Annotated in this window: 8 protein-coding genes and 4 pseudogenes; 7 read left to right on the forward strand and 5 right to left on the reverse strand. The window is 58.8% G+C overall.

Translation table 11 applies throughout. The features are described from left to right. Positions 1–75 precede the first annotated feature (75 nt). Positions 76–807 (reverse strand): histidine utilization repressor, encoded by a 732-nt coding sequence (hutC, locus tag MUU53_RS16245; protein ID WP_247261830.1) that lies wholly within the window; start codon positions 805–807, stop codon positions 76–78. After that, complete coding sequence (locus MUU53_RS16250) at positions 804–2,153, reverse strand: formimidoylglutamate deiminase (protein WP_247261831.1); 1,350 nt, start codon at positions 2,151–2,153, stop codon at positions 804–806. Before MUU53_RS16250 ends, hutC begins: the two co-directional genes overlap by 4 nt. Before the next feature lie 92 nt (positions 2,154–2,245). Between MUU53_RS16250 and hutI the strand changes: the two genes are divergently transcribed. From hutI to MUU53_RS16280, 6 genes and pseudogenes are all read left to right on the forward strand, one after another. After that, positions 2,246–3,499, forward strand: coding sequence for an imidazolonepropionase (gene hutI / locus MUU53_RS16255; protein WP_247261832.1), 1,254 nt, complete (start codon positions 2,246–2,248; stop codon positions 3,497–3,499). After that, entirely contained in the window at positions 3,499–5,034 is a 1,536-nt protein-coding gene (gene hutH, locus MUU53_RS16260) for a histidine ammonia-lyase (protein WP_247261833.1), read from the forward strand. Before hutI ends, hutH begins: the two co-directional genes overlap by 1 nt. A 1-nt stretch (position 5,035) precedes the next feature. Continuing rightward, positions 5,036–5,839: an N-formylglutamate deformylase gene (hutG, locus tag MUU53_RS16265; RefSeq protein ID WP_247261834.1), complete on the forward strand. Its 804-nt coding sequence runs from the start codon at positions 5,036–5,038 to the stop codon at positions 5,837–5,839. A gap of 12 nt (positions 5,840–5,851) precedes the next feature. Beyond that, positions 5,852–7,525 carry a urocanate hydratase gene (gene hutU / locus MUU53_RS16270; RefSeq protein WP_247261835.1) on the forward strand — a complete coding sequence of 558 codons (1,674 nt, stop codon included), beginning with the start codon at positions 5,852–5,854 and terminating at the stop codon, positions 7,523–7,525. Between the two features lies 1 nt (position 7,526). After that, positions 7,527–8,102, forward strand: coding sequence for a HutD/Ves family protein (locus tag MUU53_RS16275; protein ID WP_247261836.1), 576 nt, complete (start codon positions 7,527–7,529; stop codon positions 8,100–8,102). A 186-nt stretch (positions 8,103–8,288) separates the two neighbouring features. Next, a pseudogene (locus tag MUU53_RS16280) lies at positions 8,289–8,456 on the forward strand (integrase core domain-containing protein); the annotation flags it as partial. Positions 8,457–8,770: 314 nt separating this feature from the next. On the opposite strand, the gene MUU53_RS16285 reads toward MUU53_RS16280, so the two are convergent. Further along, positions 8,771–9,826 carry a tyrosine-type recombinase/integrase gene (locus tag MUU53_RS16285; RefSeq protein WP_247261837.1) on the reverse strand — a complete coding sequence of 352 codons (1,056 nt, stop codon included), beginning with the start codon at positions 9,824–9,826 and terminating at the stop codon, positions 8,771–8,773. 193 nt (positions 9,827–10,019) lie between these two features. Next, positions 10,020–10,295 (reverse strand): annotated as a pseudogene (locus tag MUU53_RS16290) (IS66 family transposase); the annotation flags it as partial. 322 nt (positions 10,296–10,617) lie between these two features. Here MUU53_RS16290 and MUU53_RS16295 point away from each other — a divergent pair. Next, a pseudogene (locus MUU53_RS16295) lies at positions 10,618–11,325 on the forward strand (transposase); the annotation flags it as partial. Between the two features lie 2 nt (positions 11,326–11,327). Here MUU53_RS16295 and MUU53_RS16300 read toward each other — a convergent pair. Then, positions 11,328–11,603: pseudogene (locus MUU53_RS16300) on the reverse strand (IS66 family transposase); the annotation flags it as partial. Positions 11,604–11,672 lie beyond the last annotated feature (69 nt).

Below are 11,672 nucleotides of genomic sequence, written 5' to 3' on the forward strand. Positions count from 1 at the left end.
CAGCCGAGAAATAATACTGTCAAAATCATAGGGAAATCAGGACCGACTTGAGAAAACGTTTTCCATACCGGCGATTTAACCTCGCTCGGCTTCGCCCGGTTCAAATCGGGCGACCAGCGTGTGACGCTCGCCCGGATAGGTCAGCCTGACGGCCGTGACCGGACCATCAGAGCCCCAGGTACGTCGGCAAATGACAAGGCATGCTGTCTGTCTCGCAATTTGCAACATCTTGGCCAGTTCCGCATTGGCGGAGACGGCTTCAATTCGATGCTCCGCCGCATTCCACGGAACTCGGCTGACCAGCCAGGGGCCTGCTGCCGATCGGGAGAAATCTTCATCGGCGGCTTCCGGAACGCAATTGAGGTTGATCAACCGCTGCTCAAGACAGAAGGGCTTGCCATCCGCCTCATGAAGGCAGGTAAGATCCAGAAGCTCTGTCCCAGGTTCGACGTCGATACGTTGACGATCCGCCTCCGTCGCCGCTCTTCTGCTGCGAGCGAGCAGACGATAGCTGTAGTGTTGTCGCAGCGATTTAACTTCGGCCTCGATGTCGTGAATCTGCAAGACAGCCGCCTGAGCCACAGGCTGCGACACGAAGCTGCCGGACTTCTTTCGACGCTCGATCATTCCGGCACGCGCAAGCTGCGTCAGCACCTTGTTCGCGGTCATACGCGAGCAGCCGTACTGCTCCGCCAGATCCACCTCGAATGGCAGACGGTGGCCCGGCGGCCACTCTCCGGACAGAATGCGACGTTCGATATCGCCAAGGATACGATTGTGGAGCGTTCCGTCCTTTTCGGTCTTCATTGGCTCATCAGTTCCTGCATTGCCCGACGGAAGCGATTATCGATCCGGTCGCGATGAATATGGCGCCCCTGCTCGACCATTTTTCGACCGGCGGACCAGACACAATCCACGGTAACAGTTTCAGCAAATATCCAACTATCGAGAATTTGGTCATCTGACAAATGAGGAACAGAAGATACATCCAAAGAGATAAAGTCAGCGTCTGAGCCAGCCTGTATCGAGGCCGCTGCGTTCAATGCGCGTGCACCGCCGCGCGCCGCTTCTTCAAAGAGCGCCCTGCCGGTGGAACGACCAGGATCCGTCAGCGCGTTGCGGGAGCGAAGCCCAAGGCGCTGAGAATATTCAAGCTGGCGAAGTTCCTGAGCGACCGAGATGAGAACGTTTGAATCCGAGCCTACCCCCCATCTGCCTCCAGCAGAGCGGAACCGGACGCCATCGAAAATGCCGTCACCCAGATTTGCCTCGGTGATCGGGCAGAGACCGGCAATCGCGCCTCGCTTCGCCATCTCGACGGTTTCCGCCTCCAGCATATGTGTTGCGTGAATGAGGCACCAGCGCTCGTCAACCGGCATATTATGCAGCAGCCATTCCACCGGCCGGGCACCGAGTGACTCCTTGCAGTCTTCGACTTCCTTCACCTGCTCCGACACATGAATGTGGATTGGACCCTGCTTTGCAAGGGGCACAAGAGCTGTGAGTTCATCTGGAGTTGCAGCGCGCAGACTATGGGGCGCTATGCCGAGTTGTCCGTTCGGCAGGCTTTCGATAAGCGTCCGGCACGCCTCCATCTGCCGGTTGAATGCCTCCAGATCATGAATGAAACGGCGCTGACCTTCGCTCGGCGCTGCGCCACCGAAACCGGAATGCGCATAAAATACGGGCAGCAAGGTTAGTGATATCCCAGCATCCGCGCTTGCAGCGGCAACCCGCTCGGCCATTTCGGCGATATTCGCATAGTGCTGGCCGTCTTTGTCGTGATGCAGATAGTGAAATTCACCGACACGACTGAAGCCCGCTTCAAGCATTTCCATGTAGAGCTGCGCAGCCACCGCCTCGACCTGATCCGGGCTCATCGAGAGCGCGAACCGGTACATCAGGGTGCGCCAGCTCCAGAACGAATCGTCTCCTGGGCCCCTCACCTCTGCAAGCCCGGCCATGGCGCGCTGAAACGCATGACTGTGCAGGTTTGGAACCGCAGGCAAAAGCAGATTGCATGTCTCATCATCCGTCTGGGCAGTCACGCCGGACGCGACTGAATGTATCTGGCCATACGCCACTTCGATGCGCACATCGCTGGCCCAGCCCTGCGGCAAGAGCGCCCTTTTCGCGTGAATGGCAGTGCGCATCTTCAATTCCTCCGGATCAGGTTTTTCAATTTTGTCTCTTGCGAAGAGAATTATCATGTATATACATTATAGGCAATCGGGAAGGTGGAGCCATGACGAGAAACGAGACATCAGGGTCGGCGACGGATAATAAAATCTGGGTGAATGCCCGGCTCTCCAGCATGGTCCCGCAGGCCGACACGATCGATGACGGTGTCATCATCGTTCGAAATGGCGTCATCGACTATGTCGGCTCACGCGAAAACGCCCCTGCATTTGACAGGACCAATGCCGTAGACTGCGGCGGTCGCTGGATCCTCCCCTCTTTCATCGATTGCCATACCCACCTCATCTATGGCGGCAACCGCGCCATGGAATTCGAAATGCGACTGGCGGGCGCAAGCTACGAGGACATTGCCAAGGCTGGCGGTGGGATCATTTCATCCGTCAAGGCTACCCGCGCCCTGAGCGTAGAACAGCTGGCTGATCAGGCTCTGCCGAGGCTAGATACGCTGATCGCAGAAGGCGTTTCGACTGTTGAGATCAAGTCCGGCTACGCTCTCACGATCGAGGGTGAGTTGAACATGTTGCGCGCGGCGCGGCGGCTGGCAGAGCTTCGTCCCGTCCGCATTCTCACAACATGGCTTGCTGCGCACGCAACGCCGCCGGAATACAAGGACCGCAAGGCAGATTACATTAAGGACGTCGTTATCCCAGGACTTCGTGCTGCCCATGCGGAAGGTCTGGTGGATGCGGTGGATGGCTTCTGCGAAGGCATTGCCTTCTCGCCGGATGAAATTGCGCTTGTGTTTGATGAGGCAAAGCGTCTGGGCTTAGCCGTCAAGCTGCATGCCGAGCAACTTTCCGATCTGAAGGGTGCGAGGCTGGCCGCTTCATACGGGGCGCTGTCGGCAGATCATCTGGAATATCTCGCGGATGAGGATGCTGCGGCTCTCGCCCGAGCTGGCACTGTTGCCGTCCTGTTGCCCGGAGCCTTCTACACATTGCGAGAAAAGCAGTTGCCGCCGGTTGATGCTCTGAGACGCGCAGGTGCCTCTATAGCGCTCGCAACCGACAGCAACCCCGGAACTTCCCCCCTCACCTCATTGCTGATGACCATGAATATGGGCGCGACGCTTTTCGGCATGACCGTCGAGGAATGCTTGGCCGGTGTCACGCGCGAGGCAGCAAAGGCGCTTGGCCTTACCGATAAAACCGGCACGCTCGCTGTCGGGAAGTCGGCTGACTTTACGATCTGGTCCGTCGAGCGACCGGCCGAGCTGGTCTATCGCATGGGCTTCAATCCAATTCACGCACGCATTTTCAAAGGCGAGACATTCGCTTCATCGCCGACAGGAGCATTCTGATGACGATTACTCTTCACCCTGGCAATGTTAGCCTTGCGGATCTTTCACGCATTTACTGGAATGGCGAGAGCGCTGTGCTGGATCGTAGTTTCGATGCTCGTATTGCGAAGGCTGCCGCACGCATTGCGGCAATCGCGGCCGGCAATGAGCCAGTCTACGGCATCAATACCGGTTTCGGCAAACTGGCATCTATCAAGATTGACGCAGCCGATACGGCCACGCTTCAGCGCAACCTCATCCTCTCGCATTGCTGCGGCGTTGGCGCTGCCCTGCCGGAAAACATCGTCCGCCTGATCATGGCGCTGAAGCTGATTTCGTTGGGGCGCGGCGCGTCCGGCGTGCGGCTGGAACTGGTACGCCTGATCGAAGGCATGCTGGAGAAAGGCGTTACGCCATTGATTCCGGAAAAGGGCTCCGTCGGCGCCTCCGGTGATCTCGCTCCGCTTGCCCATATGGCAGCGGTGATGATGGGGGAAGCGGAAGCCTTCTTCCAGGGTGAGCGCCTTTCCGGCGCGGAAGCCCTGAAACGCGCCGGTCTGACGCCGGTGGTGCTTGCTGCCAAGGAAGGTCTGGCGCTGATCAACGGTACGCAGGCTTCGACGGCGCTGGCGCTTACCGGCCTGTTCCGTGCGCACCGCGCGGCACAGGCGGCGCTGATCACAGGCGCCCTCTCGACCGATGCGGCCATGGGCTCCTCCGCACCCTTCACGGAAGATATTCATACGCTGCGGGGCCACAAGGGGCAGATCGACACGGCGGCGGCCCTTCGCGGTCTGCTCGACGGCTCGGTTATTCGCCAGAGCCACCTCGAGGGCGATGAGCGCGTTCAGGACCCCTATTGCATTCGGTGCCAGCCTCAGGTCGATGGCGCTTGCCTGGATCTTCTGCGCATGGCTGGCCGCACTCTGGAAATCGAGGCCAACGCCGTAACCGACAACCCACTTGTCCTGTCTGACGACAGTGTTGTTTCGGGCGGTAATTTTCATGCGGAGCCGGTTGCCTTCGCAGCCGATCAGATCGCAATTGCCATCTGCGAAATCGGCGCGATTGCCCAGCGCCGTATCGCTCTGCTGGTCGATCCTGCTCTGTCTTACGGTCTTCCGGCATTCCTGGCAAAGAAGCCCGGCCTGAATTCGGGTCTCATGATTGCGGAAGTCACCTCTGCCGCCCTGATGAGCGAAAACAAGCAGATGTCTCATCCGGCATCGGTCGATTCCACACCAACCTCTGCCAATCAGGAAGATCACGTCTCCATGGCCTGCCATGGTGCGCGCCGACTGCTGCAGATGACGGACAATCTTTTCTCCATCATCGGCATTGAGGCATTGACGGCAGCCCAAGGGGTCGAGTTCCGCGCTCCGCTCATCACGAGCCCAGAACTCACAAAGGCAATTTTCGCCCTGCGCGCTGTCGTTCCGACGCTGGAGGAAGACCGTTACATGGCGCCGGATCTGGACGCTGCCGGACGGCTTGTCGCCAGCGGTGCTTTGACTGCCAGCGTTTCGAACGGGCTGCTCCCTGGTCTGGAGGGTTGAGATGAGCGAAGTCTTCGAAGTCAGGCAAGGCACATCGCCCGTCGTTCTGGCCTTTCCTCATACGGGCACGGATGTTCCCTCGAACATTTGGGACAGATTGAATGACAACGGAAAGCTGTTGGCGGACACCGACTGGCACATTCATGAGCTCTATGCCGGACTGTTGCCCGATGCGACCACGGTGCGGACCACCTTCCATCGATACGTGATCGATGCGAACCGTGACCCATCGGGCCACAGCCTTTATCCGGGCCAGAACACGACGGATCTGGTGCCCAGCACGGATTTTGACGGCAAGGCGATCTGGAGGCAAGGCGAAGAGCCTACCGAGGCAGATATCCGTCTTGCTCTGGCAGATTTTCACGCGCCCTACCACGCTGCCCTTGCGGCAGAGATCGAGCGCGTGAAGGCAATCCACGGCGTTGCAGTGCTTTATGATTGCCACTCCATACGCTCGCTCATTCCCTTCCTGTTCGATGGCAATCTACCTGACTTCAATATCGGCACGGATTCAGGTCGTACCTGCGATGCACGCATTGAAGCGGCCGCCAAGGATGTTTCGGCAGGCGCAGAAGGCTACACCCATGTCTTGAACGGCCGTTTCAAGGGCGGCTGGACGACGCGGCATTACGGAAAACCGGAGCACGGCGTGCACGCCATCCAGATGGAACTGGCGCAGATCACGCATCTGCAAAGGGAAGCGCCACCCTTTGCCTATGACCAGCAGAAGGCCGAACGGTTACGTGTGCATCTGAAGACTATTCTCACCACAATCGAAGCCATCGCGCTCGATCTCAAGAACTGAGGGAACACGATCATGACAAATCCGCGTCATAACATTCGCGACGTGCGCGCCGCCACCGGAACTGAACTGTCCGCCAAGAGCTGGATGACAGAGGCGCCGCTTCGCATGCTCATGAACAACCTGGATCCGGATGTCGCGGAGCGCCCGCATGATCTGGTCGTCTACGGCGGCATTGGCCGTGCGGCCCGCACCTGGAACGATTTCGACAAGATCGTCGAGACATTGAAGACGCTGACGGAAGAAGAAACACTGATTGTTCAGTCCGGCAAGCCGGTCGGTGTATTCCGCACCCATAAGGATGCGCCCCGGGTTCTCATTGCGAACTCCAACCTCGTACCACACTGGGCCACCTGGGACCATTTCAACGAGCTGGATAGACGAGGTCTTGCCATGTACGGCCAGATGACCGCTGGCTCGTGGATCTACATCGGCACGCAGGGGATCGTGCAGGGCACATACGAGACCTTTGTGGAGGCCGGTCGCCAGCACTACAACGGCAACCTGAAGGGCAAGTGGATCCTCACCGGCGGCCTCGGCGGAATGGGGGGCGCACAGCCTCTCGCAGCCGTCATGGCCGGTGCCTGCTGCCTTGCGGTGGAGTGCGATGAAACCCGCATCGATTTTCGCCTGCGCACCCGCTATGTCGACGCCAAGGCGCGCACGCTGGATGAAGCGCTGGCCCTGATCGATCAGTGGACAAAGGCAGGCGAGGCAAAGTCCGTCGGTCTCCTCGGCAACGCCGCGGACATTTTCCCGGAACTGGTGCGTCGTGGTGTTAAGCCGGACATCGTGACCGACCAGACATCAGCGCATGACCCGATCCACGGCTATCTCCCAGCTGGCTGGACGGTTGCCGAATGGCGCGCCAAACAGGAGAGTGATCCGAAGGCTGTCGAGGCAGCCGCCCGCGCTTCGATGAAGGTGCATGTACAGGCCATGGTCGACTTCTGGAACATGGGCATCCCGACACTGGATTATGGCAACAACATCCGTCAGGTTGCGAAGGAAGAAGGTTTCGAGAACGCCTTTGCCTTCCCCGGCTTCGTTCCTGCCTATATCCGCCCGCTGTTCTGCCGCGGCATTGGCCCGTTCCGTTGGGCCGCCCTTTCCGGCAATCCGGAAGATATCTACAAGACCGATGCCAAGGTGAAGGAGTTGCTTCCCGACAACAAGCACCTGCACAACTGGCTGGACATGGCGCGCGAGCGCATTGCCTTCCAGGGCCTGCCGGCTCGCATATGCTGGGTCGGCCTTGGCGACCGCCACAAGCTGGGCCTTGCCTTCAACGAAATGGTGCGCAATGGCGAGTTGAAGGCGCCGGTCGTCATCGGTCGCGACCATCTCGATTCAGGTTCGGTCTCTTCGCCAAACCGTGAGACCGAAGCGATGAAGGACGGGTCTGACGCTGTCTCGGACTGGCCGCTGCTGAACGCTCTGCTGAACTGCGCATCCGGTGCGACCTGGGTATCGCTGCACCATGGCGGCGGCGTAGGCATGGGCTTCAGCCAGCATTCCGGCATGGTAATCTGCGCTGACGGCACGGATGATGCCGCCCGCCGGCTGAAGCGCGTGCTGTGGAACGATCCGGCAACCGGCGTCATGCGTCATGCGGATGCAGGCTACGACATCGCGCTCGACTGCGCGACTGAGAAGGGTTTGCGCCTGCCCGGCATTCTGGGCAACTGAGATGAAGATCTTCAAGGCTGCCGACTACAAGCGCATGCCCTGGAAGAATGGTGGCGGGGAGACGGCGGAAATCGCCGTCTTTCCCAAAGATGCAAGTCTGGCCGATTTCAAATGGCGTATCAGTATGGCAACGGTTGCCAGCGATGGCCCCTTTTCGTCATTCGCCGATATCGACCGGACGCTGACCATTCTATCCGGCGAGGGCATGGAGCTTGAGATTGCCGGGGAAAGGCTAGCTCTCACTCATGCTTCCAAGCCCCACCACTTTCCGGCGGATGTCGCAACATCGGCAAAATTGCTAGGCGGAACAGTTATCGATCTCAACGTCATGACCAGACGTACTAGGTGGACGCACCGAGTCGAGCGCCTGAGGCTTCCCTTCACCGGGCGGCGCAACGAGGCCACTGAGTTCATCTTTTGCGTTTCCGGTCAAGTGACCGTCGAAACTGAAACAGGGCGTTATGAATTGGACACCTTCGACGGCGCCGCAATTCCGCTGGAGAGCACACTTCTGTCTGTAAGCGGCTCAGGGTCTGCGCTCAGGATAGAGATCCAGACGCTCACATCCCCTATATGATGTTGCTGCTCCTTTGAGCGGGTGAGACCGTCCGTTAGAATATCCGATTTGATCAAGCCGTTTTTAGCAGGCTGATGAAAAAGCCTCTCGCCAGATTTGTCTGCTGATGATCCACTTGGTTCGACAGGATTCGGGGGGATGGAAAACCGCTATGGCTTGCTTTGTCGACGCCTGCCTGACCGAGGCGAATGGGCCTATGCCTGTGCCTATCCTTCGTCAGAACACCGCAAAGCCCACCTCCCAGAATGGACACACATGTACAATTGGTATCGTCCACACGGCAGCCTAAAATCAAAAACACCAATCAGTCGCATCGGGCTAAGCAGGGACAACGTGTTGAGCCTCCAAAGCTAGAGCGCCGTGCCGACGGTACAACGTCACTTGGTAGTACTTCTGTCAGAGGATCGAAATGAGCCAAGTGCTGGGCAAAGCAGCGCACGTCAACCAGGCGGATGGACCAACTCGGCTGCCGGCCCATTGAGGTGACCCACTCCATTGCAAGGTCCGTCGTGACGGTCTCGGCGCTGCGGGCTTCCATGAAAGCGACGAACTCTGACAATCGTTTTGCCGGACCTTCATATTTGTATCCCAGCCCTTGGCGTATGCCGATGTAGCGCTCAAGCGCGGTGCGAAGCTGGCTCATTGGACACCTCCCGGCCAGGGCAGGCTCAGTTCACGCAGCTTCTCGATATCGAGCTTGGCATAGATTCTTGTACTGTCGATGCTTCGATGGCGGAGAAATTGGCCGATCTCCGCAAAGCTGGCGCCTGACCGCAAAAGATCGTCGCGAGGCTGTGGTGGAAAAGATGGGCACCGTGATGCGCATAGCCGTCAATGCCTGCCCGTTCGAGTGCTTGCTTTGCAATCCGCGAGCTGGCGCAGCCGGAGGCAAAACCGACGTGCGGCGCAAGAGTTCGCAAGAAGACCCGCCGACACGACGAAGCGGGTCGCCCATGCCGGATATAGGCCACGATAGCTGTTCCGACATCGTGACGTAGCGGCATAGTCGCTTGCCGCCGCCCCTTTCCGTGTACGAGGATCGTACCCGAGTGCCAGTCGATGTCGTCAAGATTGAGGGTGGCAACTTCGCTGGCGCGCAAACCGAGCTTGGCCAGGATCATCAGAACCGCATAGTTCCGATTGGCAATTGCCGTCGTCCGATCACAGGCATCGAGAACCTTCTGGACCTTCTCTGGCGGCAGGAATGTTGGAAGGCCGGTAAGTCGCCAGCGGCGGATGGACGGCACGCAATCGGCCAACGCCGTCGAAATGAAGCCCTTCAGATGCAAGTAACGCAGAAAGGCGCGCACAACCCCGCACATGGCTTTGCCACTGTCGGCCGAACCGTCAAGCGCATGTCGCTCGACATAACCGATGACGATCTCCGGGGTGAGCGTTGCAAACCCGTCTGCGCCGGCAGGACATACTTCCCGGAGAAATCGCAGGAACCGAAGCTTGTGGTGCCCCACTGTCGCAGCAGCGAATCCTCTCTCCGTCGAGAGATATTGCCCGAATACTTCGACGATCTTCTCGTGTTCACTGCGCAGAATCGGAAGTGCGGCTGTTATTAAACCTTTCTCCCGTAACGCCGAAAGCAAGCGGCGGAGCACCGATCCATCGCCCGAGTCGGGCTTCCAGTGTTTGAAACGATCCTCAAGAAAGCTGTCGACGTGAATCTCGCTTAAATCCTGCGGAGCAGGTCCATTACCAACATGCCAGTCCATCAGATCCCGAAACAGGCTTAGCGAGCGCCACGTGCAGTGCCGACCCGAACCTTCGTTCGACATTTTGGCGGCGTAAACGCGTGCAAACTCCCGATACGGGCCGTAGACCAGCTTCCGGTATAGGGTGCTGCGATTCTAATAGTCAGTTGCATTCATATGTCCTCTCCTTCGCGTCAATTACGACGGAGAGACCCTAAGCTATGCCGATTAGACGGCCGCTATGGTGCCGGAAACGTTGGCAAAAGTAATTAATCGGTATAGTTCGCCGGTCGGCATAAACCTGCTTATGCCGCGCGCGGCATAAGCAAATCTCAATGAGCGAGGCGATGGTGGCCCAGTTCTCCGCTCCAGCATCGTGGCCCGCAAAGAGCGCGTTCTTCCGGTTCAGCGCAATCGGCCGGATTGTCCGCTCGACACTATTACGGGCATGTTGCCATCGGCGTCCCAGGAACGCTCGGCAGATTCTATCCTGTCATGTTAGAATTGTCTTGTCGGGACAGGGGCGTCGGAGTGCGAAGAAGCGGGCAGGCCGAATTGACTTTGAGCTGCGAGCTCGCGTTGTTATCTGGCCGCCCCTGCGACTATCCCGTCTGCGCTGTGAGCGCGTATCGGTAGATGTCGCACAGCCCGCGCACTCCCCCATCAACAACATGGAGGATTTGGAATGCGGTCGATCGGAATGGATGTGCATCGAAGTTTTGCGCAGGTCGCGGTTCTTGACCAGGGCAAGGTCAGCGAAGAATTCGGGTGGAACTGGATTACGACGCTGTGGTGGCCTTTGGGCAGAAGCTTCGACGGCCCCGTTGCCCAAGGCAGAGCGCGACCTCCTCGCCCGCCATCTCGATGAACTGGACTGGCTGAAGGGCAAGCTTGAAAAGCTGGATGGTTCCATGGCTCGAATTGCGCTTGACGACAGTCGCACGCGTAAACTGATGACAATCGCCGGAATAAATTCCGTGGTTGCCACGGCGGTGATAGCCGCCATTGGTGACATCTCTCGGTTCCCGACGCCTGACCGGCTTGCGAGCTACTTCGGCTTGACCCCACGGGTGCGCCAGTCCGGCGATCGCGGCGCAATCCATGGCTGCATCTCGAAACAGGGAAACGCGATTGCCAGAACGATGCTGATTGAAGCTGCCTGGTCGGTGGCGTCGGTTCCGGGGCCGCTGCGTGCCTTCTTTCTCCGGATCAAGGACCGCAAAGGCCTCAACGTCGCGGCGGTCGCCACGGCGCGCAAGATCGCAAATCTGATCTGGCAGTTGCTGACCAAGGAGGCTCCCTACAGATGGGCTCGGCCCGCCTTTGTTGCCATGAAGATGCGCAAGCTTGAATTGCGTGCCGGCGCTGCCAAAGCACATGGGGCGGTTGGGCCCGCCCGCGATTTTTGGATCAAGAAAATCCGACATCGAGAGATGGAGCTCGTTGCACAGGCGGAGGCAGCCTACGCGGCCAAGGTCGTAGCCTGGAGAGATAGGCCAGCTAAACCACAAAAAAGCTGAGAAAGGGGCTGTTCAACAACATCCGTGTCGATCTCGATGCGGCTGTCGGTCAGGAAGAGCTTCCGTCCATCCCAGTATTTGGCGATGTAGGCCAGTGCCTCGCCGAGCGGCGACTTTGTTGCGACACGGGCACGGTGATGGACGAGCCAGGTCTGCATGTCGGCGACCAGTGGTGTTGACCGCTCCTGTCGCCCGTTAAGACGAGTCTCCAGATCAAGGCCCCGTAGCTCGGCCTCGATCCGATAGAGTTCGCGAATGCGTTTGACGCCGTCCTCGGCATGGATCACGGCCATAGCCGTCTCCAGGTCTTCCAGCGCCAGGTCAAATTGGTCGGGATCAGTCTTCTC

Source organism: Affinirhizobium lemnae (assembly GCF_022968395.1).
Classification (GTDB): Bacteria; Pseudomonadota; Alphaproteobacteria; order Rhizobiales; family Rhizobiaceae; genus Neorhizobium; species Neorhizobium lemnae.

Bases quoted from the DNA above. Each gene is read 5' to 3' on its own strand.
- hutG (WP_247261834.1), top strand. From the start codon at position 5,036: ATGAGCGAAGTCTTCGAAGTCAGGCAAGGCACATCGCCCGTCGTTCTG.
- hutU (WP_247261835.1), top strand. From the start codon at position 5,852: ATGACAAATCCGCGTCATAACATTCGCGACGTGCGCGCCGCCACCGGA.
- hutH (WP_247261833.1), top strand. From the start codon at position 3,499: ATGACGATTACTCTTCACCCTGGCAATGTTAGCCTTGCGGATCTTTCA.
- hutC (WP_247261830.1), bottom strand. From the start codon at position 807: ATGAAGACCGAAAAGGACGGAACGCTCCACAATCGTATCCTTGGCGAT.
- MUU53_RS16275 (WP_247261836.1), top strand. From the start codon at position 7,527: ATGAAGATCTTCAAGGCTGCCGACTACAAGCGCATGCCCTGGAAGAAT.
- MUU53_RS16285 (WP_247261837.1), bottom strand. From the start codon at position 9,826: ATGGACTGGCATGTTGGTAATGGACCTGCTCCGCAGGATTTAAGCGAG.
- MUU53_RS16250 (WP_247261831.1), bottom strand. From the start codon at position 2,153: ATGCGCACTGCCATTCACGCGAAAAGGGCGCTCTTGCCGCAGGGCTGG.
- hutI (WP_247261832.1), top strand. From the start codon at position 2,246: ATGACGAGAAACGAGACATCAGGGTCGGCGACGGATAATAAAATCTGG.